The sequence below is a fragment of the Mycolicibacter acidiphilus genome, assembly GCF_018455725.1.
Classification (GTDB): Bacteria; Actinomycetota; Actinomycetes; order Mycobacteriales; family Mycobacteriaceae; genus Mycobacterium; species Mycobacterium acidiphilum.
Genome location: NZ_JAHCLR010000021.1, coordinates 78,047 through 99,032, shown reverse-complemented (window position 1 = coordinate 99,032; position 20,986 = coordinate 78,047). Strand labels below are relative to the sequence as shown.

The following is a 20,986-nucleotide window of genomic DNA, read 5'->3' as shown; positions in this document are numbered from 1 at the left end:
GCACAACAACTGGACCACTACGAGGGGCTCACCTCAGGGCGACGGTGACGTTGGTGAGATGCGGGCGCACGACCTCGCGGGTGAGAATCAGAACGGGCCGAGCCTTGTCGAGCTGAGCGATGTGGATAGGTCTCATCAGTCGATATCGAGGACTGTGCGAGCGGAGTGAGCGGCTAACGGATCTAGATCGCTCGGTACTGCTGTGTCGGCAGCGAGGATTTCCGCGTCGCGTTCGGCGAGCCGCCGGCGGCGTTCCCGTTCCAGCGCCCGCACCACGACAGCGGCGCGGTTGCGAGCATTCTGCCCCCGCACTTCCTTATCGATGAAGCCGACGATGTCGTCGGGTAGACGGACAGCGATTTGTGTACTCACTTCACGGAACGGTACCGGTTTGGTATGCACTTCGGGTCGGGCGCAGCGACGAGCGACTCGCAGCGATACACGGCCGAGGCGGCCGATTTCCTCACCGAAGCAGGCCACGACGTCGTTCACGTTCGTGTCCGCGGCCTGACGAGCGCCAGCGATGATGTGGTTCTCGTGTTGGCTGTTACCGAGGAACGCGAATCGGCGAACTCAGCCGACGGGGCGCAGCGAACTTATCGGAGCCCGATCACACCCACGAGCGTCGCAGGAGCCGGGCGGGCTGCGCAAGGCCGGCATCCAGGCCCTAAGATCACTGCCAGCGGCGTTGATCCGGCCATCACCGGGGAGCCTTCGGAAGAACAGCTCAGCGTCTTACCGCCGAGCCCAGTAGAACCGAACGGGGCGGCCCGTCACAGCCGATTTCGAGCGGTCGTACGGTGCGTGCGGCAAGCGGGGTGGTACCGCGGCGCTCGCGCAGCCCGCGCGTCGTCGTCCCCGCTGCAGGCAGTCGCAGACCGGAGACGACACCGTGACCCACGACGCATACCCCAAACACTCGGGCTCGCCGGACTTCCCGGCGCTGGAGACCGAGGTGCTGGCCTACTGGGCCGCCGACGACACGTTCCGGGCCAGCATCGCCGGCCGCGACGGCGCCGAGGAGTACGTGTTCTACGACGGCCCGCCGTTCGCCAACGGGCTGCCGCACTACGGACATCTGCTCACCGGCTACGTCAAAGACATCGTGCCGCGGTACCGGACCATGCGCGGATACAAGGTGGAGCGCCGGTTCGGCTGGGACACCCACGGCCTGCCCGCCGAGCTCGAGGTGGAGCGTCAGCTGGGCATCACCGACAAGTCGCAGATCGACGCGATGGGCATCGCCGCGTTCAATCAGGCGTGCCGCGACTCGGTGCTGCGCTACACCGACGAATGGCAGGCCTACGTCACCCGCCAAGCCCGCTGGGTCGACTTCGACAACGACTACAAGACACTGGATCTGCCGTTCATGGAATCGGTGCTGTGGGCGTTCAAGCAGCTATGGGACAAGGACCTGGCCTATGAGGGCTACCGGGTGCTGCCGTACTGCTGGCGCGACGAGACCCCGCTGTCCAACCACGAACTGCGGATGGACGACGACGTCTACCAGAGCCGGCAGGACCCGGCACTGACCGTCGGGTTCGCGTTCGCCGCCGATGATCCGGACCTTTCCGGGGCGCACCTGCTGGTCTGGACGACCACCCCGTGGACGCTGCCGTCCAACCAGGCGGTCGCGGTCAACCCGGAGGTGACCTACGTGCTGGTCGCGGCGGGGGAGCACCGCTACCTGCTGGCGGAGGCCCGCCTGGGCCACTACGCCCGCGAACTCGGTGAGGAGCCCGAGGTGCTTCGCAGCTACCTCGGCGCCGACCTGGTGGGCCGGCGCTACACACCGCCGTTTCCGTTCTTCGCCGACGCCGCCAACAGTTTTCAGGTGCTCGCCGCCGATTTCGTCTCCACCGAGGACGGCACCGGGATCGTGCACCTGGCCCCGGCCTACGGTGAGGACGACAAGGCCACGACCGACCCGGTCGGGATCACCCCGGTCACCCCGGTGGACGCCAAGGGGCGTTTCGACGCGACCGTTCCCGACTACGCCGGCCAGCAGGTCTTCGACGCCAACAAGGCGATCATCGCCGACCTGAAGAACTCGGCCGGTCCTGCCGCGGCGGGCGGCGCGGTGCTGGTGCGTCACGAGACCTACGAGCACCCCTACCCGCACTGCTGGCGGTGCCGGAATCCGCTGATCTACAAGGCGGTGTCGTCGTGGTTCATCAAGGTCACGCAGTTCCGCGACCGGATGGTCGAGCTCAACCAGCAGATCACCTGGTATCCCGAACACGTCAAGGACGGTCAGTTCGGCAAGTGGCTGGCCGGGGCGCGGGACTGGTCGATCTCGCGGAACCGCTACTGGGGCACTCCGATTCCGGTGTGGCGCTCCGACGACCCGGCCTATCCGCGCATCGACGTCTACGGCAGCCTCGACGAGTTGGAGCGCGACTTCGGGGTGCGCCCGGACAACCTGCACCGGCCCTACATCGACGAGCTGACCCGGCCCAATCCCGATGACCCGACCGGGAAGTCGACGATGCGCCGGATCCCGGACGTGCTCGACGTGTGGTTCGACTCCGGTTCGATGCCCTACGCCCAGGTGCACTACCCGTTCGAGAACACCGATTGGTTCGATTCGCATTATCCGGGCGACTTCATCGTGGAGTACATCGGGCAGACCCGCGGCTGGTTCTACACGCTGCACGTGCTGGCGACCGCGCTGTTCGATCGGCCGGCGTTCAAAACCTGTGTGTCGCACGGGATCGTGCTCGGCAGCGACGGTCAGAAGATGAGCAAGTCGCTGCGCAACTACCCGGACGTGAGCGAGGTCTTCGACCGCGACGGCTCCGACGCCATGCGCTGGTTCCTGATGGCCTCGCCGATCCTGCGCGGCGGCAACCTGATCGTCACCGAACCCGGTATCCGCGAGGGCGTGCGGCAGGTGATGCTGCCGCTGTGGAACGCCTACAGCTTCCTGGCGCTCTACGCCCCGAAAGTCGGTGTGTGGCGCACCGATTCGCAGCATGTCCTGGACCGCTACATCCTCGCGAAGCTGGCAGTGCTGCGCGACGACCTGACCGCCAGGCTCGACGTCTGCGACATCTCCGGGGCGTGTGAGGACCTGCGGCTGTTCACCGAGGCGCTGACGAACTGGTACGTGCGGCGCTCACGGCAACGGTTCTGGGACGAGGACGCCGACGCCGTCGACACCCTGCACACTGTGCTGGAGGTGATCTGCCGGCTGGCGGCCCCGCTGCTGCCGCTGACCGTCGAGAAGATCTGGCGCTCGCTGACCGGGCAGCGGTCGGTGCACCTGACGGACTGGCCGGAGCCCGGCATCATCCCGGCCGACCCGGACCTGGCCGCCACGATGGACCAGGTGCGCGAGGTGTGCTCGGCGGCGTCGTCGCTGCGTAAGGCGCACAAGCTGCGGGTCCGGCTGCCGCTGCCGAAAATCACGGTGGCCGTGGAGGATTCGCAGCGACTGGCACCGTTCGCCGAGCTGATCGCCGACGAGTTGAACGTCAAGGGCGTTGAGCTCACCGACGACGTCGCCGGCTACGCCAGGTTCGAACTGGCGGTGAACGCGAAGGTCGCCGGGCCCCGGATCGGTAAGGACGTGCAGGCCGCGATCAAGGCGGTGAAGGCCGGCGAGGGCGTCGTCAACGCCGACGGCACCCTGGCCGCCGGGCCGGTCACCCTGCAACCCGGTGAGTTCACCTCGAAACTGGTTGCCGCCGACCCGGAGTTCACCACCGCACTGCCCGCCGGCGCGGGCCTGGTGGTGCTCGACGGCACCGTCACCCCGGAGTTGGAAGCTGAGGGCTGGGCCAAGGACCGCATTCGGGAACTGCAGGAACTGCGCAAGTCCTCCGGCCTGGACGTCTCCGACCGGATCACCGTGGTGATGGCGGTGCCGCCTGCGCGGGCTGAGTGCGCGCGCACGCATCGCGAACTGATGGCGGGGGAGATCCTCGCCACCGGCTTCGAGTTCGGTGAACCCGGTGAGGGCGCCGCCGAGATCGGCGACGGGGTGCGGGTGTCGATCGCGAAGGCGTGAGCCCCGGGTCAGGAGTCGGCGACGACCCGCCCGGCCAGCGTCTCGATGTGCTCGTAGTGGTAGAAGTGCCCGCCGTCGTACATCGTCACGGTGCAGTCGCCGGTGGTGTGATCAGTCCAGCCCTGCAACAGATCCGGACGGATCCGGTCATCGGTGCGGCCACCGAGCACACTGATCGGGGCGCCGATCGTCACACCGGGGGCGCACTGGTAGCGGTTGAACGCCAGGTAGTCGGCGCGCACCGGTTGCAGCAGCATGGCGAGGAATTCCTCGTCGGCCAGGATGCGCGGGTCGGTGCCGCCGAGTTCGGTGAGTTCGGCGCGCAGTGCCGCATCCGTGGTCGACGGCTTGCGCAGGCCCGCGACCGTTGCGGGGGCTGGACCGGCGGATGCCCACAGCCGCTGAATCTCGACGCCGCGTGCTTCGGCGAGTCGCGCGAACTCGAACGCCACCACCGATCCCATGCTGTGGCCGAACAGACGCAGCGGGCCCAGGGTGTGCCACGGCGCGGCGTCGAACAGGCTGGCCGCCAGGTCGGGGAGCGTCTCGGCGGCCGGTTCCCGGTACCGGTCCGCCCGGTGCGGGTACTGCATGACGTAGGCGTTGGCGCCGGCGGCCGTCAACGCCAGCGCGAACGGGCGATAGTTGACCGCGGCACCGCCCGCGTGGGGGAACACCAGGGTCGGTACGGCGGTGGGCGAGGTGTCGGCGAACCGGCCGATCCACGAAGGGAATCCGTCGGCTGCCGCTGAGGGACCGGTCATTCCATCTCCTGTTCGCTGGTAGTGCCTGTCTTGACGCCGCAGCAAAGCTACGGCACCCGTGCGTGCATGGGTCACCCGGGCTTGACCGCCCGCCAGCGTTGCCGGCCGGCGCCGACATCGGTCCGCACCTCGGCGAAGCCGGCTGCCCGCAACCGATCCGCCAGCGTCGACGGTGGGATCGGGTTGTAGGTGTCGCGGAAGTGGATCAGCCGGAAATGCCAGGACGGCACTCCGTCGCTGCCGGCGAACACCCCGCCGGGGGCCAGCACCCGGAACGCCTCGGCGAACAGCCGATCCTGCAACTCGACGGTCGGAACGTGGTGCAGCATCGTGAAACACACCACCGAGCTGAACTGTCCGGCCGGCAGCCCGGTGTCGGTGCCATCGCCGTTGATGATCGTCGCGCGGGACCCGAACTCGGCGTCCAGCCGCTGCGCCATCACCGGGTCGATCTCGACGGCGGTGTAACGCTGCGCCCGTTCGATCAGCACCCGGATGTTGGCCCCGTAGCCCGGCCCGATCTCCAGGACGTCGTCGCCGAGGTCCACCCCGTGCAGTGCCCACGGGATCATCTGGTCTTCGACCTGCTTGGCCCACCGCTGGGAACTACAGCATTTCCGGTGCAGGAGGTTCATCGCCATGATTTCCACGCTAGCCCAATAGCATTGAACGGTGGCTGATCGCTGGGTCCTGCACCTGGACATGGACGCGTTCTTCGCGTCCGTCGAGCAGCTGACCCGTCCGACGCTGGCCGGCCGCCCGGTACTGGTCGGGGGACTCGGGGGGCGCGGCGTGGTGGCCGGGGCCAGCTACGAGGCGCGGGTGTTCGGCGCCCGGTCGGCGATGCCGATGCATCAGGCGCGCCGGCTGGTGGGGTCGCCGGCAGTGGTGCTGCCGCCGCGTGGCGGGGTGTACCGGGTCGCCAGCCGGCGGGTCTTCGAGACGGTGCGGGCGGTGATCCCCATCGTCGAGCAACTCTCGTTCGATGAGGCGTTCGGTGAGCCTGCCGAGCTGGCCGGGACTGCGAAAGACGACGTCGCAGCGTTCTGCGAGGACCTGCGCCGACGGGTCCGCGCGCAGACCGGGCTGGTGGCCTCGGTCGGCGCCGGTTCGGGCAAGCAGATCGCCAAGATCGCCTCCGACCTGGCCAAGCCGGACGGCATCACGGTGGTGGACCCCGCCGAGGAACGCACGCTGCTGCACGGGTTGCCGGTGCGCCGACTGTGGGGGATCGGCCCGGTCGCCGAGGAGCGGTTGCACCGGCTGGGCATCGACACCATCGGCCAGTTCGCCGCGCTGACCGAGGCCGAGGTCGGCAGCATCCTGGGCGCCACCACCGGCGTCGCCCTGCACCGGCTGGCGCACGGTGTCGACGACCGACCGGTCGCCGAACGTGCGGAGGCCAAACAGATCAGCGCCGAGTCCACCTTTCCGGCCGATCTGACCACGCTCGATCAGTTGCACGCCGCGGTCGGGCCGATCGGCGAGCACACCCACCGGCGGCTGCTGGCCGACGGCCGCGGGGCGCGCACCGTCACCGTCAAACTCCGCAAATCCGACATGTCGGTGCTGACCCGGTCGGTGACCCTGGGCCTGCCGACCACCGATGCGGCCACCTTGATCGCCGCGGCCCGCCGCCTGCTGCTCGACCCGCGGGAGGTCGGCCCGATCCGGCTGCTCGGGGTGGGGTTCTCCGGGCTGACGCGGCTCGACGAGGTCCGTCAGGAACCGCTGTTCGAGGCCCCCGAGGCCTCCGATGACGCGGCCGGGGATCCGACCGAACCGGACCAGGTGCCGCCGCCGGACACCGGGCCGGCCCCCGATGCGGTTGTTGAGGTCGGTGGGGACGACGGCGGCTGGCAGATCGGCGACGACGTCGCACACCCCGAGTTCGGGCACGGCTGGGTGCAGGGCGCCGGCCACGGGGTGGTGACCGTGCGGTTCGAGACCCGGGCAACCGGACCGGGCCGCGCCCGAACGTTCCCCGCCGACACCCCCGACCTCGCCGACGCGGATCCGCGGGACAGCCTGGCCTGGCCGGACTACCTCGCCGCGCTGGCCGACCACGACGACTGAGGCGGGCTCAGCCCCACCGGTCGACGACGTCGCCCACCGGCGCATCGGCGGCCACCGCCGCGATCAGCAGCACCCGCGCCTGCGCCGGCCGCAGCCGGGGAACCACCATCGCGCCGGCGTCCACCAGCGCCCGGCCCGGCCCGTAATCCGGTCCGATCCGCCCGCCCGGTACCCGGCTGGACACCGCGACCACCAGTCCGTCGGCGCAGTGCCGCCGCACGCCGTCGATCACCGCGGCCGGGGCGTTGCCGGAGCCGAGCGCCTCCAGCACCACCGCGCGCGCCCCGGCGGCCGCGCACGCATCCAGGGCGACGGCATCGGCGCCGGCGTACAGCGCGACGACGTCCACCCGCGGGTCCGGGGCCACCGCACCCAGCTGAGGCCGGGTCTTGCCGGCCGTCAACTCCACCCGGCCGTCGGCGACGGTACCGATCAGGTCACCGCTGAATCCGGTCAGATCCCGAGTGCTCGCCTTGTACAGGCCCAGCGGCGCCAGCAGGCGCCCGGCGAAGCAGACCAGCACCCCCAGTCCGCGGGCCGCCGGGTTCGCCGCCACCATGATCGCGTCGCGCAGGTTCCCCGGGCCGTCTGCGTCGGGGGCGTCGGCGCTGCGCTGTGCCCCGGTGATCACCACCGGCGCGTCCCCGGCGTAGCCGAGTTCCAGCCACAGCGCGGTCTCCTCGCAGGTGTCGGTGCCGTGCGTGACCACCACCCCGTCGGCGCCGCCTTCCACTGCGTCGCGCACCGCCGCGGCGATCCGGTTCCAGTCGGCCGGGGTCAGCTCGGAGCTGTCCTTGCCCATCAGGTCCAGCACGCGCACCTCGAGCCCCGCCCCGAGGCCCGCGATCAGGTCCGCGCCGTGTCGGGTGGGCCGGCGCACACCGGCCGCATCGGTGCTGGTGGCGATGGTTCCGCCGGTGGTGATGACTGTCAGATATGGGGACGGCGGCGCCATGCCGTGATCATGCCGCACCCGGACTCATGGATGATGGTGGCGTGACCGAGGAAACAACCGACTCCAGCGAGCCGGCCGTGGTGGTGGATGACGCGGCCGAAGCCGCCGAACCACCCGCCAAGCCGCGCCGCCGGTTGGCGCTGCTGGTGTCGGTGGCCGCGGTCGTGCTGGTCGCCGACGTCATCACCAAGGTGCTCGCGGTGCGGATGCTCACCCCCGGTCAGCCGGTGCCGATCATCGGCAACACCGTGACCTGGACGCTGGTGCGCAACTCCGGCGCCGCCTTCTCGATGGCCACCGGCTACACCTGGGTGCTGACGCTGATCGCGAGTTCGGTGGTGCTGGGCATCATCTGGATGTCGCGGCGGCTGGTGTCGCCGTGGTGGGCGGTCGGCCTGGGCATGATCCTCGGCGGGGCGCTGGGCAACCTGGTGGATCGGTTCTTCCGGGCCCCCGGCCACCTGCAGGGCCACGTGGTGGACTTCCTGTCGATCGGCTGGTGGCCGGTGTTCAACGTCGCCGACCCGGCCGTGGTGGGCGGCGCGATGCTGCTGGTCGGGCTCTCGGTGTTCGGTTTCGACTTCGACAGCGTCGGCCGGCAGAAGGCCGACCAGCCCTGATGAGTTCGCGGTCGATGCCGGTGCCGGAGGGGCTGGCCGGGATGCGGGTGGACGCCGGGCTGTCCCGACTGCTGGGCCTGTCGCGGACCGTGGTGGCGACGCTCGCCGAGAACGGTGACGTCGAACTCGACGGGGCGCCCGCCGGCAAATCCGACCGACTGGCCGCCGGCGCCTGGCTGCAGGTCCGGTTGCCGGAGGCGCCGGCGCCGATCGAGAACACCCCGGTCGAGATCGAGGGCATGGAGATCCTGTACTCCGACGCCGACATCGTGGCCGTCGACAAGCCGCCGGGGGTCGCCGCGCACGCCTCGGTGGGCTGGACTGGGCCGACGGTGCTGGGTGGGCTGGCCGCCGCCGGCTACCGGATCACCACCTCCGGGGTGCCGGAGCGGCAGGGCATCGTGCACCGGCTGGACGTCGGCACGTCCGGGGTGATGGTGGTGGCGATCTCGGAACGCGCCTACACCGTGCTCAAGCGCGCGTTCAAGGCACGCACCGTCGACAAGCGCTACCACGCGCTGGTGCAGGGCCACCCGGATCCGTCCAGCGGCACCATCGACGCGCCGATCGGCCGTCACCACGGGCCGGAGTGGAAGTTCACCGTCACCGCCGACGGCCGACACTCGATCACCCACTACGACACGGTGGAGGCGTTCACCGCCGCCAGCCTGCTCGACGTGCACCTGGAAACCGGCCGCACCCACCAGATCCGGGTGCACTTCGCCGCGCTGCGCCACCCCTGCTGCGGTGATGCGACCTACGGCGCCGACCCGACGCTGGCCAAGAAGCTGGGGTTGGAGCGGCAGTGGCTGCACGCCCGCTCACTGGCGTTCGCCCACCCCGACGACGGGCGGTGGATCGAGATCACCAGCGAATACCCGGCGGACCTGCAGCACGCGCTGGACGTGCTGCGCGACGTTTCGCGTTGACTCTGCGGCCACGGCGCACAAGTGCGAGTGGCCCCCGCCGTGGGCGCAGAGTCAACGCCGCGGCCTACGGCTTGCGGGCCTCGATCAGCACCCGGGTGGCGTGCGCGACGAACGGGCCGTCGTCGAGGATTCGCTGGTGCAGTTCGCGCAGCCGGTCCAGGTGCGGCTCCACGGTGAAGCCCGGCACCGTCCAGATCACCTTGCGCAGGAAATAGACGACGGCGCCGACGTCGAAGAACTCCGCCCGCAGCCGCTCGGCGCGGACGTCGACGACCTCCAGACCGGCCTCGACCGCCTGCGCGCGCTGGACGTCCGGGGCGTAGCCGGCGCCCTTGCCGGGCATCGGCCCGAGGAAGAACTCGGTCAGCTCGATCATCGACGCCGGGCCGATCTGCTGGGACAGGTAGGTTCCGCCGGATCGCAGCACCCGGGCGATCTCGGTCCACCAGATCTCGTTGGGGTGCCGGCTGGTGATCAGGTCGAACGCGTTGTCGGCGAACGGCAGCGGCGGCCGTTCCGGCACCGACACCACCGCGACGCCCAGCGGATGCAGCCGGGCGGTGGCGCGGGCGGCGTTCGGCGGCCACGCCTCGGTCGCCACCATGGTGCGCGGGAATCCGCCGGACTGGCCGGCCCCGGCCAACACCTCGCCGCCACCGGTCTGCAGATCAAGGGCGGCCGACACCCCGGCGAGCCGTTCGCCGATCATCCGCTGGTAGCCCCAGGGTGGGCGCTGCTCAGTGGCCCGCCCGTCCAGCCAGGAGAAATCCCATCCGTCGACCGCGGCGGCGGCCGCCTCGGACACCAGTTCATCGAAGCTACGCGCCATGCCCGGCATTATTCGCCAGTGCCGCAGCCGACGCGTCAGGCGGTCCGCTGCGGAGGTGGTCTAGGAGCCCTTGGGCGGCCGGATCTTGAACGACACCCGCAGCTTGGTGCGGTAGATGATGCCGCCCTTGTCGTCGAGGGTGAGGTCCTGCTCGACGACCTGCGCGACCCGGATGTCATCGATGGTCTGCTTGGTCCGGTGAATCGCCTCGGCTGCGGCGTTCTCCCACGACGACGGGCTGGTCCCGATGATGTCGATCACCCGGTACACGCTCATGTGTGTCTCCTCCGCTCCACGAAAACTCAACGTAGTGCACACCAGTCGCCGCTGTCCCGGAAACGGTTTCCCCGCCCCGCTTTTCAGAGCCCGGCCAGCCACGCCGGGATGTCCCCGACGTTGATCGCCGAGTTCCAGAGCGTCGTCAGCCAATCGATGTGCGCATCGGGGATCGTGAAGTAGTCGGCGGTGCCGTCGGTGTGCGTCAGCACCGCGTCACCGACCTGCTCCGGGGTCAGCCCGAAGTACGCGAGATGCACGCTGAACGCGCCGATGAGGGCATCCCACGTCGCTGACGGGTCGGCGGTGACACTGCTGGGCCAGTCCGACCAGCCGTCGCCGGGCAGCGTGTACACGTCGGTGGCGTACGGACCATCGGGGGTGGTGGCGCCGATCAGGTCGCCGAGGTTGATGAAGTCCAGGAATTGCCGGACCGGTTCCTGCAGCCAGTCCGGCAGGGACGGCACGAACGCGTTCAGGAACCCGCCGAACGCCGACGCGGCGTGCCCGGTCAGCACGAAATGCAGGTAGTCGGCGGGCACCCCGGCGTCGACGAGTTGCTGCATCGCCTGGGTGGCGATCGTCGTGCCCTGCGAGTAGCCGAAGATCACCAGCGGATCCTCGGCGCTGACGTGGCCGTCGGCGATCTGCGTTTTGACCGCGTCGACCAGATTCGTGACGCCCTGCGCGACCGTGGCGTCCCAGTCGTAGCCGCTGAAGCTGAAGGAGTAGGGAGTTGCCACCCCTTCGGTGTGACCGGTGAAACCGAGCGGTTCCAGGAAGATCCGGTCGGCGCTGGCCATCAGCGTGTCGTTGGGCATCACGGTGCCCATCGGGCCCAGGATCAGCGCGACGCCGTCGCCCAGGCCCGCGGTCAGCGTCCACTCGATCGCGGCGACGGCCGGGCCCGGCACCGGGCCGACGGCACCGATACCGCCGGCGATCAGCAGGGCGGTCGTCATCGTTGCGAGGTGCATGGTGAAGGTCCCTTCGCCCATCGCCCCCCACGCGCAACGTTAATCACTGTGCACCGCCGTACGGTGAAAATGCAGCACAACGGGTGGCGGCCGTGTCCGCGGCTACACCGTTCGGCGGACACACCCGCCGACACGCCGCGACCCGTCGGTGGCCGGTCATAGACTGGCGGTCCTATGGACAGTTCTGCCTCGCGGTCCTTCGTGCACCTGCATAACCACACCGAGTACTCGATGCTGGACGGGGCGGCCAAGATCTCCCCGATGCTCGCCGAGGCGCAGCGCCTTGAAATGCCCGCGATCGGCATGACGGACCACGGCAACATGTTCGGTGCCAGCGAGTTCTACAACGCCGCCACCAAGGCGGGCATCAAACCGATCATCGGGGTCGAGGCGTACATCGCGCCGGCGTCGCGGTTCGAGACCCGCCGGATCCTCTGGGGTGACCCCGGCCAGAAGAGCGACGACGTCTCCGGCAGTGGGTCCTACACGCACATGACAATGGTGGCGGCGAACGCCACCGGGCTGCGCAACCTGTTCAAGCTGTCCTCGCTGGCGTCGTTCGAGGGCCAGTTGGGCAAGTGGTCGCGGATGGACGCCGAGATCATCGCCGAGAACGCGACGGGCATCATCGCCACCACCGGCTGCCCGTCCGGGGAGGTGCAGACCAGGCTGCGGCTCGGCCAGGACGCCGAGGCGCTGGAGGCGGCAGCGAAGTGGCGGGAGATCTTCGGTGCCGAGAACTACTTCCTGGAGTTGATGGATCACGGCCTGTCCATCGAACGCCGGGTGCGCGAAGGGCTGTTGGAGGTCGGCCGCAAGCTGAACATCCCGGCGCTGGCCACCAACGACTGCCACTACGTCACGCGGGAAGCCGCGCACAACCACGAGGCGCTGCTGTGCGTGCAGACCGGCAAGACGCTGTCGGACCCGACCCGGTTCAAGTTCGACGGCGACGGTTACTACCTCAAGTCGGCCGCCGAGATGCGGGCGCTGTGGGACGACGAGATCCCCGGCGCCTGCGACTCCACCCTGCTGATCGCCGAGCGGGTCGAGTCCTACGAGGACGTGTGGGCTCCACGCGATCGGATGCCGATCTTCCCGGTGCCCGACGGCCACGACCAGGAGTCCTGGCTGCGCCACGAGGTGCAGGCCGGATTGGAGCGGCGTTTTCCCGGCGGTGTGCCGGAGGAGTACACCCGCCGCGCCGACTACGAGATCGACGTCATCTGCGGCAAGGGCTTCCCGTCCTACTTCCTGATCGTCGCGGACCTGATCAGCTACGCCCGCTCGATCGACATCCGGGTCGGGCCGGGCCGCGGTTCGGCGGCCGGTTCACTGGTCGCGTACGCGATGCGGATCACCGACATCGACCCGATCCCGCACGGGCTGCTGTTCGAGCGCTTCCTGAACCCGGAGCGGCCGTCGGCGCCCGACATCGACATCGACTTCGACGACCGCCGCCGCGGTGAGATGGTGCGGTACGCCGCCGAGCGGTGGGGGAGCGACCGCGTCGCCCAGGTCATCACCTTCGGCACCATCAAAACGAAAGCGGCACTGAAGGACTCGGCCCGGGTGAACTACGGGCAGCCGGGTTTCGCGATCGCCGACCGGATCACCAAGGCGCTGCCGCCGCCGATCATGGCCAAGGACATCCCGCTGTCGGGCATCACCGACCCCAACCACGAGCGGTACAAGGAAGCCGCCGAGGTGCGCGGCCTGATCGACACCGACCCCGATGTGCGCACCATCTACGAGACCGCGCGCGGCCTGGAGGGCCTGGTCCGCAACGCCGGCGTGCACGCCTGCGCGGTGATCATGAGCTCCGAGCCGCTGATCGAGGCGATCCCGCTGTGGAAGCGCCCGCAGGACGGCGCGATCATCACCGGCTGGGACTACCCGTCGTGTGAGGCCATCGGCCTGCTGAAGATGGACTTCCTGGGGCTGCGGAACCTGACGATCATCGGCGACTGCCTGCAGAACATCAAGGCCAATCGCGGGATCGACCTGGACCTCGATGCGCTGCCGTTCGACGATCCGGCCACCTACGAGTTGCTCAGCCGCGGCGACACTCTCGGGGTGTTCCAGCTCGACGGCGGCCCGATGCGAGACCTGCTGCGCCGCATGCAGCCCACCGAGTTCAACGACATCGTCGCGGTGCTGGCGCTGTACCGGCCCGGGCCGATGGGCATGAACGCCCACAACGACTATGCCGACCGGAAGAACGACCGCCAGGCGATCAAGCCGATCCACCCCGAGCTCGAAGAGCCGCTGAAAGAGATCCTGTCGGAGACCTACGGCCTGATCGTCTACCAAGAGCAGATCATGTTCATCGCGCAGAAGGTCGCCTCCTACACGATGGGTAAGGCCGACGCGCTGCGTAAGGCCATGGGCAAGAAGAAGCTGGAGGTGCTCGAAGCCGAGTACAAGGGCTTCTATGAGGGGATGACGGCCAACGGGTTCTCCGAGAAGGCCGTGAAAGCGTTGTGGGACACCATCCTTCCGTTCGCCGGGTATGCGTTCAACAAGTCGCACGCTGCCGGCTACGGCCTGGTGTCGTACTGGACGGCCTACCTCAAGGCGAATTATCCGGCCGAGTACATGGCCGGGCTGCTCACCTCTGTCGGCGATGACAAGGACAAGGCCGCGGTGTACCTCGCCGACTGCCGGCGGCTGGGCATCACCGTGCTGCCGCCGGACGTCAACGAGTCGGTGGTGAACTTCGCCTCGGTCGGCGAGGATATCCGGTTCGGGATGGGCGCGGTCCGCAACGTCGGCGCGAACGTGGTGGGTTCGTTGATCGAAACCCGCACGCAGAAGGGAAGATTCACCGACTTCTCCGACTACCTCAACAAGATCGACATCGCGGCCTGCAACAAGAAGGTCACCGAGTCGTTGATCAAGGCCGGTGCGTTCGACTCGCTGGGGCATCCGCGCAAAGGCCTGTTCCTGGTGCACACCGAGGCCGTCGACTCGGTGCTGGGCACCAAGAAGGCGCAGGCGATGGGCCAGTTCGACCTGTTCGGCGGTGGTGACGACGACGCCGGCGAGTCCGTTTCGGTGTTCGGCGTCAAGGTGCCCGACGAGGAATGGGCCGACAAGCACAAGCTGGCGCTGGAACGCGAGATGCTCGGGTTGTATGTCTCCGGGCACCCGCTGAACGGGGTGGCGCACCTGCTGGCCGCCCAGATCGACACCGCGATACCGGCGATCCTGGACGGCGACGTCAAGGACGGCAGCCAGGTCCGGATCGGCGGCATCCTGGCGTCGGTGAACCGGCGGGTCAACAAGAACGGGCTGCCCTGGGCGTCGGCGCAGCTGGAAGACCTCACCGGCGGGGTGGAGGTGATGTTCTTCCCGCAGACCTACTCCGCCTACGGCGCCGACATCACCGACGACGCCGTCGTGCTGGTCGGGGCGAAGGTCAACATCCGCGACGACCGGATCTCACTGATCGCCAACGAGGTGGTGGTACCGGACTTCACCAGCGCCTCGGCGAACCGGCCGCTGGCGGTGAGCCTGCCGACCCGGCAGTGCACGATCGACAAGGTCACCGCCCTCAAGCAGGTGCTGACGCGGCACCCGGGCACCGCGCAGGTGCAGCTGCGACTGATCAGCGGGGACCGGATCACCGTGCTGGAACTGGATCCGTCGTTGCGGGTCACGCCGTCCTCGGCGCTGATGGGCGATCTGAAAGCGTTGCTGGGGCCGGGCTGCCTCGGCGGGTAGCAGACGGGGCGTGAACCGGTTGGGCTGCACCTCCAGTGGAGCTTTAGATCAATTCCCAGTAACGGTCCGGCATCCCTGGTGTAACGTCTGAAACTTCACGCTTGGTTTGTATGTTCTGTCACCGGGGAGGGGCGGTTCCAGTGCTGAAGAAAAGCCGTGTGCTGGCATTGATCGGGGGAGCCGCTGCCGCGGCGTTCGCACTGTTCGCTGTGCCCGCGGCACTCGCTCACGCCGACACTGCGGGCGGCGGTCCCTATGAGACCTGTGCGGACGGCACGTGTCTGGTGATGGGTGTCGACAATCCCGACACCTGGACCTACGGCGGCTTCCGGCCGTACTTCACCGACTGGAAGGGTGACCAGGCCTACAACGTCGACCTGAGCGGCGCCGACGGCACGTCCACCGACGCCGGCAGCTACGACGTGAAGGTGGAGGACTTCTGGACCCCACTGATCTCCAGCAGCACCTACCACTACGGCGACTTCACTCCGGCTGCCGGCGAAACCGGCGCCGACCTGGGCGCATTCGCCGACCTGACCGGGACGTCGGTCTACACCACCACCGTCGGCGACTTCCACCAGGTGACGATCGACGCCTCCAACGGCGCGACGTACTGGATCGTCACCACACCGGACTTCGTCAACACCGTGGTGACCATGGACGGCGCCTCGCAGGACTACATCCAGCACACCGGCGATGCCGCCCCGAGCTTCCTGTGGAACAGCCTGACCGATCCCACCTTCGTCTCGGTGCCGAACTACCTCATCCCCGACGACCCGTACTCCGGTATCGACTTCGACCCGAGTCAGTTCCTCGACGGGTCGGTCGCGTCGCTATAGCCGACGGCCGGCATTCGCGGCGGTTTAGCGCATTTACATCTAACCTGGGTATCTGCTGGATGTCATCGGTGTAACGTCTGATACATTTGGTTTCATCGTTCGCATCTGTCACAGTAATTTTTGGGAGCCGTCATGTTGAACCCCCGTCGTGTCCTCACACTTGTCGGGATGGGTGCCGCCGCCGCGTTCGCTGCAATCGTGCTGCCGACCGCGACCGCCCATGCGGTGGACCCGTGGGGCGGTGACGCCGGGCCGTTCGAGAACTGCGACGGGGCGGTCTGCCTGGTGATGGACAACCCGCGCGACGGTGGCTGGACCTACAGCGGGATCCGCCCGCTGCTCACCGACTGGAAGGCCGACCACCAGGCCTACACCGTCGAGTACACCCACGAAGACGGCACCGTGACCGACGCCGGCAGTTACAACGTCAAGATCGAGGACTTCTGGAACCCGACGTTCACCAGTTCGGCCTACCAGTTCGGCGACTTCACGGCCAACCCCGACGCCTCCGACGACCTGGATCTGGGCAAGTTCGAATTCCTGTCCGGGGCTTCGATGTACAAGGTCACCATGCTCGACGGCCTGATGAGCAATCTGACGATCAACAACGTCGGGGAGCACGACCTGAGCTACTGGGTCTTCACGTTCGGCGACTACACCAACACCGTGGTGACCGACAACGTCAACCACGTGTCGGCGGACTTCGTCCAGATCGGTGACGCGGCCCCGCAACTGCTGTGGAACAGCCTGTTCCATTCCGACATCCCCACCGTGCCGGACTACCTGCTGCCCGCCGACCCGTTCGCCGGGTTGGACTTCGACCCGAACGACTTCCTTGGCGGCATCCTCGCGAACCTGTAGCGGCCCGGCTCAGAACCGGTAGCGCAGCACCCGGGCTCGCTGGGCGATCGACTTGACCTTCCCGGACAGCTTGGTCAGGCGCCGGGCCGCGCCGGGGAAGTCGTCGACCTCCGCGGCGTGCGCCAGGCACGCCTGCTCCACCAGGCGCAGCCGCGGCTCCCAGCGCTGCGGGGTCTGCGGATCGCTGAAGCCGGGGTTGGCCCACACCTGATTCAGCATGCGGAACATGCCCCGCGGCGCGAGTTTCATCGAGAGCCGGCTGAGCAGGCCGATCCGGCCGTAGTCGTTGAAGGCCAGTTGGCCCGAACCGAATCGGTCGATGACCCGGCCCAGTAGCTCGATCACCTGCTGTTCGGACAGGAACGCGAACAGGCCGTCGGCGATCACGATCGTGGGCCGGCCCGCCGGTACGGCGTCCACCCACTCCCCGCCGGTGAGATCGGCCGCCACCGGGTGGTCGCCGGCAGCGGGCTGAACGAGCCTGGTGCGCAGTGTGATCACCCGCGGCAGGTCGATGCTGTACCAGTCGACCCCGGCCGGCGGCGCCACCCGCTGCCGGGGAGTGCCCAGACCGGCGCCGAGGTCGACCACCACCGCATCGGGGTGCTGGGCGATGAACTTCGCCACCCTGGTGTCGAGCAGCTTGGCGCGCAGTGCAGTCTGACGCACCACGTTCGCCGGAATGCGGAAACCGGCGAAGTCGTAGTCGATCTGGCCGACGACCTCATCGGCCAGCGTGTCGTGCAGGATCGAGTGCGCGTCCCGGCTGTCCAGGGCGCGGGCGTACTCGGTCAGCAGTGCCGTCTGCTCCAGCGGGGTGAAATCGGTGATCGAAATCGACATGCCCGCAACGCTACCGCCCGGATCCACCCGGACACGCGGAGTCAAACACCTGCCGCAGTCGCGCTGCGGCCGCTAACGTCGAACGCATGGAAACGCAGCAGGCGAGCAGCCTGCAGGTGATCGCCGATGGCGCGCGCGGTTCGATCACGTTGAACCGCCCCGAGAAACTCAACCCGCTCGGTACCCAGACGCTCACCGAACTGGTGTCGGCCGCCCGCTGGTTCGATGAGCGGCCGCAGGTCAAGGTCGTGGTCGTCGCCGGGGCCGGGCGGGCCTTCTCCGCCGGCGCCGACCTGGCCGCGTTCGCCGCCGTGGCCGACGGGGCCGGCGCCATGCGCGAGGCGGCCGACGCCGGCCGGCGGATGGCCGACGCGCTGGAGGCAATGCGGGCGGTGACCGTGGCCCGGTTGCACGGCCACTGCGTCGGTGGCGGGCTGGTGCTGGCCGCCGCCTGCGATCTTCGGGTGGCGGCCGCCGACACCCGCTTCTCGATCCCCGAGGTCGACCTGGGCATCCCGCTGGCGTGGGGCGGCATTCCCCGCCTGGTGCGCGAGATCGGCCCGGCGCTCACCAAGGAACTGGTGATGACCTGCCGGCCGTTCGGCGCCGACGAGGCGAAAGCGGCCGGGTTCGTCAACCGGGTGGTACCCGCGGCCGACCTCGACGCCGAGGTCGAAGACCTGGTCGGGCTGCTGGTCACCAAGTCCGCCCTGACACTGACGGGAACCAAACGCCACACCAACGCGGTCACCGAGGGCATGGTTGCCACGGCCCGCTGCTGGAACGACGCCGACGCGCTGGTCACTGCGGTCAACGATCCCGAATCACGGGCGGCGGCAACGGCGTATCTGGAGCGGGTCAGCCGTCGCTGACCGAATCGGACATCAGGAGAGAATCAGCGATGAGCAGTATGCAGGCGCCGGTCACGCTGTGCGAGGCCTTCCAGCGCACCGCCACGATCGACCCGGACGCGGTCACCCTGCGCACGGTCGGCGGTACCCAGACGCTGACCTGGCGGGAGTACGCCGCGCAGGTCCGTCAGGTGGCAGCCGGTCTGGCCGGCATCGGAGTGCAGCGCGGCGACACGGTGTCGCTGATGATGGCGAACCGCATCGAGTTCTACCCGCTGGAGGTCGGCGCCCAGCACGTCGGAGCGACGTCGTTCTCGGTGTACAACACGCTGCCCGCCGAACAATTGAGCTATGTCTTCGCCAACGCCGGCACCCGGGTGGTCATCTGCGAAGCACAGTACGTCGACCGGATCCGGGCCAGCGATGCGGCGCTCGAGCACATCATCTGCATCGACGGGACGCCGCCGGGAACGATGTCGGTGGAGGATCTGATCGCCGCCGGCCGGGAGGATTTCGACTTCGAATCCACCTGGCGGGCAGTGCAACCCGATGACGTCGTCACCCTGATCTACACCTCCGGCACCACCGGCGCGCCCAAGGGCGTGGAGATGACCCACGCGAATCTGCTGTTCGAGGCGGCCGCCGTCGACGAGGTCCTCGGCGTTCAGTTCGGTGACCGGACCACGTCGTACCTGCCGTCGGCGCACATCGCCGACCGGGTCATGGCGCTGTACAACCAGGAGGTGTTCGGAACCCAGATCACCGTCGTCCCGGACGTCAAGGAGATCGCCGCGGCACTGCCCGACGTGCGGCCGACCACCTGGGCGGCGGTGCCCCGGGTGTGGGAGAAGCTCAAGGCCGCAATCGAATTCGCGGTGGCCGCCGAACCCGACCAGAATCGGCAGGCCGCCCTGCAGTGGGCGCTGGGCGTCGGCGCGAAACGCTCCGCGGCGCTGATCGCCGGGGAGCCGGTCTCCGACGCGATCGCCGCCGAATGGGCCACCGCCGACGACCTGGTGCTGTCGAAACTGCGGGAGAAGATCGGCCTGGACCAACTGCGGTACGCGGTGTCGGGGGCGGCGCCGATCCCCAAGGAGACCCTGGGATTCTTCGCCGGCATCGGCGTCCCGATCTGTGAGGTGTGGGGGATGTCCGAACTGAGCTGCGTCGCGTCCACCGCGCACCCGCGCGACGCCCGCCTCGGGACGGTCGGAAAGCTGCTGCCCGGCTTGGAGAGTCGCATCGCCGACGACGGCGAGTTCCTGGTCCGCGGCCCCCTGGTGATGCGCGGTTACCGCCGGGAGCCGGCCAAGACCGCCGAGGCGATCGACGCCGACGGCTGGCTGCACACCGGCGACATCCTCGTCGAGGACGCCGACGGGTACCTACGGGTGGTCGACCGCAAAAAGGAGTTGATCATCAACGCGGCCGGCAAGAACATGTCGCCGGCGAACATCGAGAACGCCATCCTGGCGGCCTGCCCGATGATCGGCGCGATGGTCACGATCGGCGATTCCCGGCCGTACAACACCGCGCTGATGGTGTTCGACGCTGACTCGATCGCCCCGTACGCGGCCGCGCACGGACTGACCGAGGCGACCCCGGCGGCGCTGGCCGCCGATCCGGGCGTGCTGTCGCTGATCGCTGCCGGGGTGGCCGAGGGCAACACCCGGCTCTCCCGGGTGGAGCAGATCAAGCGGTTCCGGGTGCTGCCGGCGTTGTGGGAGCCGGGCGGCGACGAGGTGACGCTGACCATGAAACTCAAACGCCGTCCCATCGCCGCCAAGTACGCCGCGGAGATCGACGAACTCTACGCGACCGACCCCGGTCCGGCCGTCCGGGAACCCGCGGCCGCCCCGGTCACTGTCTGAAGGGGGAGTGCCACGGCGCCAACGGTTTTCACCTTCGGGCACGGGACCGCCGACGCCGGTGAGATCACCCGATTGCTCACCGGCGCCGGTGTCGCGCGTCTGGTGGACGTCCGCACCGCGCCGGGCAGCCGGCACAACCCGGACAGCTCCCGCGAGGCGATGGGGCAGTGGTTGCCGCAGGCGGGGATCGCCTACCAGTGGGAGCCGCGACTGGGCGGGTGGCGTCGGGTGAAGGGGGAGAGCCCCGATGTCGGACTGCGCAACGAGTCGTTCCGCTCGTACGCCGGTTACATGCGCACACCGGAGTTCCGGGCCGGAATCGACGACCTGCTGACACTCGCCGCCGTGGAGCAGGTCGCGGTGATGTGCGCGGAGACGGTGTGGTGGCGCTGCCATCGCAAGCTGATCGCGGACTATCTGACCCTGGTGCGGGGCGTCGACGTGCGCCATCTGATGCACGACGGGAAATTGCGCGAACACCGGCCGACCGTCGAGGCGCGGGTCGACGGTGACGTGCTCGTCTACGACCGCCCGTCGCCTCCAGAGGTCTAGGCTGG

18 protein-coding genes and 1 pseudogene are annotated in these 20,986 nt (G+C 68.8%); 10 read left to right on the top strand and 9 right to left on the bottom strand.

Annotated features, from left to right (window positions below):
• Positions 1 to 37 precede the first annotated feature (37 nt).
• Positions 38 to 136, bottom strand: a pseudogene (gene mazF3 / locus KIH27_RS12155) (type II toxin-antitoxin system toxin endoribonuclease MazF3); the annotation flags it as partial.
• The gene (locus tag KIH27_RS12150) at positions 136 to 492 is read right to left on the bottom strand and encodes a YlcI/YnfO family protein (protein ID WP_372451359.1); all 357 of its coding nucleotides are present in this window, start codon (positions 490 to 492) and stop codon (positions 136 to 138) included. The gene KIH27_RS12150 and the pseudogene mazF3, both read right to left, overlap by 1 nt.
• 400 nt (positions 493 to 892) lie before the next feature.
• On the opposite strand from KIH27_RS12150, the gene ileS reads away from it, so the two are divergent.
• Entirely contained in the window at positions 893 to 4,012 is a 3,120-nt protein-coding gene (ileS, locus tag KIH27_RS12145) for an isoleucine--tRNA ligase (protein WP_214093199.1), read from the top strand.
• Positions 4,013 to 4,020: 8 nt separating this feature from the next.
• Here the strand turns inward: ileS and KIH27_RS12140 are convergent, their stop codons facing one another.
• Both KIH27_RS12140 and KIH27_RS12135 read right to left on the bottom strand, forming a co-directional pair.
• Entirely contained in the window at positions 4,021 to 4,776 is a 756-nt protein-coding gene (locus tag KIH27_RS12140; RefSeq protein ID WP_214093198.1) for a thioesterase II family protein, read from the bottom strand.
• A 71-nt stretch (positions 4,777 to 4,847) separates the two neighbouring features.
• Positions 4,848 to 5,417, bottom strand: a complete 570-nt coding sequence (locus KIH27_RS12135) for a class I SAM-dependent methyltransferase (RefSeq protein WP_214093197.1) — start codon at positions 5,415 to 5,417, stop codon at positions 4,848 to 4,850.
• 31 nt (positions 5,418 to 5,448) lie between these two features.
• On the opposite strand from KIH27_RS12135, the gene KIH27_RS12130 reads away from it, so the two are divergent.
• Positions 5,449 to 6,852 carry a DNA polymerase IV gene (locus KIH27_RS12130; protein ID WP_214093196.1) on the top strand — a complete coding sequence of 468 codons (1,404 nt, stop codon included), beginning with the start codon at positions 5,449 to 5,451 and terminating at the stop codon, positions 6,850 to 6,852.
• 7 nt (positions 6,853 to 6,859) lie between these two features.
• Here KIH27_RS12130 and KIH27_RS12125 read toward each other — a convergent pair whose 3' ends face one another.
• Positions 6,860 to 7,807, bottom strand: coding sequence for an asparaginase (locus tag KIH27_RS12125; protein ID WP_214093195.1), 948 nt, complete (start codon positions 7,805 to 7,807; stop codon positions 6,860 to 6,862).
• Between the two features lie 41 nt (positions 7,808 to 7,848).
• On the opposite strand from KIH27_RS12125, the gene lspA reads away from it, so the two are divergent.
• Positions 7,849 to 8,427, top strand: coding sequence for a signal peptidase II (gene lspA / locus KIH27_RS12120; RefSeq protein WP_214093194.1), 579 nt, complete (start codon positions 7,849 to 7,851; stop codon positions 8,425 to 8,427).
• Positions 8,427 to 9,356, top strand: a complete 930-nt coding sequence (locus KIH27_RS12115; protein WP_214093193.1) for an RluA family pseudouridine synthase — start codon at positions 8,427 to 8,429, stop codon at positions 9,354 to 9,356. Before lspA ends, KIH27_RS12115 begins: the two co-directional genes overlap by 1 nt.
• A gap of 64 nt (positions 9,357 to 9,420) precedes the next feature.
• Here KIH27_RS12115 and KIH27_RS12110 read toward each other — a convergent pair whose 3' ends face one another.
• From KIH27_RS12110 to KIH27_RS12100, 3 genes are all read right to left on the bottom strand, one after another.
• On the bottom strand, positions 9,421 to 10,185 hold the full coding sequence (locus tag KIH27_RS12110) for a methyltransferase domain-containing protein (RefSeq protein ID WP_214093192.1): 765 nt from the start codon (positions 10,183 to 10,185) through the stop codon (positions 9,421 to 9,423).
• A gap of 60 nt (positions 10,186 to 10,245) precedes the next feature.
• Positions 10,246 to 10,461, bottom strand: a complete 216-nt coding sequence (locus tag KIH27_RS12105) for a dodecin family protein (protein WP_214093191.1) — start codon at positions 10,459 to 10,461, stop codon at positions 10,246 to 10,248.
• An 83-nt stretch (positions 10,462 to 10,544) separates the two neighbouring features.
• A complete protein-coding gene (locus KIH27_RS12100) occupies positions 10,545 to 11,438 on the bottom strand; it encodes a PE-PPE domain-containing protein (RefSeq protein WP_214093190.1) in 894 nt (297 codons plus the stop codon).
• A gap of 174 nt (positions 11,439 to 11,612) precedes the next feature.
• Between KIH27_RS12100 and dnaE the strand changes: the two genes are divergently transcribed.
• The 3 genes from dnaE (at position 11,613) to KIH27_RS12085 (ending at position 16,864) form a co-directional block, all read left to right on the top strand.
• Complete coding sequence (gene dnaE, locus KIH27_RS12095) at positions 11,613 to 15,164, top strand: DNA polymerase III subunit alpha (protein WP_214093189.1); 3,552 nt, start codon at positions 11,613 to 11,615, stop codon at positions 15,162 to 15,164.
• 158 nt (positions 15,165 to 15,322) lie between these two features.
• Positions 15,323 to 16,003, top strand: coding sequence for a hypothetical protein (locus KIH27_RS12090; RefSeq protein ID WP_214093188.1), 681 nt, complete (start codon positions 15,323 to 15,325; stop codon positions 16,001 to 16,003).
• Positions 16,004 to 16,171: 168 nt separating this feature from the next.
• The gene (locus KIH27_RS12085; RefSeq protein WP_214093187.1) at positions 16,172 to 16,864 is read left to right on the top strand and encodes a hypothetical protein; all 693 of its coding nucleotides are present in this window, start codon (positions 16,172 to 16,174) and stop codon (positions 16,862 to 16,864) included.
• Between the two features lie 9 nt (positions 16,865 to 16,873).
• Here the strand turns inward: KIH27_RS12085 and KIH27_RS12080 are convergent, their stop codons facing one another.
• Positions 16,874 to 17,707, bottom strand: a complete 834-nt coding sequence (locus tag KIH27_RS12080) for a class I SAM-dependent methyltransferase (RefSeq protein WP_214093186.1) — start codon at positions 17,705 to 17,707, stop codon at positions 16,874 to 16,876.
• Positions 17,708 to 17,793: 86 nt separating this feature from the next.
• Between KIH27_RS12080 and KIH27_RS12075 the strand changes: the two genes are divergently transcribed.
• The 3 genes from KIH27_RS12075 (at position 17,794) to KIH27_RS12065 (ending at position 20,981) form a co-directional block, all read left to right on the top strand.
• Positions 17,794 to 18,579, top strand: a complete 786-nt coding sequence (locus KIH27_RS12075; protein WP_214093185.1) for an enoyl-CoA hydratase/isomerase family protein — start codon at positions 17,794 to 17,796, stop codon at positions 18,577 to 18,579.
• A 29-nt stretch (positions 18,580 to 18,608) separates the two neighbouring features.
• Positions 18,609 to 20,429 (top strand): fatty acid--CoA ligase FadD11, encoded by a 1,821-nt coding sequence (gene fadD11, locus KIH27_RS12070; RefSeq protein WP_214093184.1) that lies wholly within the window; start codon positions 18,609 to 18,611, stop codon positions 20,427 to 20,429.
• Positions 20,430 to 20,501: 72 nt separating this feature from the next.
• Positions 20,502 to 20,981 carry a DUF488 domain-containing protein gene (locus KIH27_RS12065; RefSeq protein ID WP_250149994.1) on the top strand — a complete coding sequence of 160 codons (480 nt, stop codon included), beginning with the start codon at positions 20,502 to 20,504 and terminating at the stop codon, positions 20,979 to 20,981.
• Positions 20,982 to 20,986 lie beyond the last annotated feature (5 nt).

What these genes read in the sequence shown, in the direction of transcription:
- KIH27_RS12105 (WP_214093191.1), bottom strand. Translation starts at nt 10,461, where the DNA reads ATGAGCGTGTACCGGGTGATCGACATCATCGGGACCAGCCCGTCGTCG.
- KIH27_RS12135 (WP_214093197.1), bottom strand. Translation starts at nt 5,417, where the DNA reads ATGGCGATGAACCTCCTGCACCGGAAATGCTGTAGTTCCCAGCGGTGG.
- KIH27_RS12110 (WP_214093192.1), bottom strand. Translation starts at nt 10,185, where the DNA reads ATGGCGCGTAGCTTCGATGAACTGGTGTCCGAGGCGGCCGCCGCCGCG.
- KIH27_RS12115 (WP_214093193.1), top strand. Translation starts at nt 8,427, where the DNA reads ATGAGTTCGCGGTCGATGCCGGTGCCGGAGGGGCTGGCCGGGATGCGG.
- KIH27_RS12125 (WP_214093195.1), bottom strand. Translation starts at nt 7,807, where the DNA reads ATGGCGCCGCCGTCCCCATATCTGACAGTCATCACCACCGGCGGAACC.
- fadD11 (WP_214093184.1), top strand. Translation starts at nt 18,609, where the DNA reads ATGAGCAGTATGCAGGCGCCGGTCACGCTGTGCGAGGCCTTCCAGCGC.
- KIH27_RS12140 (WP_214093198.1), bottom strand. Translation starts at nt 4,776, where the DNA reads ATGACCGGTCCCTCAGCGGCAGCCGACGGATTCCCTTCGTGGATCGGC.
- KIH27_RS12085 (WP_214093187.1), top strand. Translation starts at nt 16,172, where the DNA reads ATGGGTGCCGCCGCCGCGTTCGCTGCAATCGTGCTGCCGACCGCGACC.
- dnaE (WP_214093189.1), top strand. Translation starts at nt 11,613, where the DNA reads ATGGACAGTTCTGCCTCGCGGTCCTTCGTGCACCTGCATAACCACACC.
- KIH27_RS12075 (WP_214093185.1), top strand. Translation starts at nt 17,794, where the DNA reads ATGGAAACGCAGCAGGCGAGCAGCCTGCAGGTGATCGCCGATGGCGCG.
- KIH27_RS12080 (WP_214093186.1), bottom strand. Translation starts at nt 17,707, where the DNA reads ATGTCGATTTCGATCACCGATTTCACCCCGCTGGAGCAGACGGCACTG.
- KIH27_RS12100 (WP_214093190.1), bottom strand. Translation starts at nt 11,438, where the DNA reads ATGCACCTCGCAACGATGACGACCGCCCTGCTGATCGCCGGCGGTATC.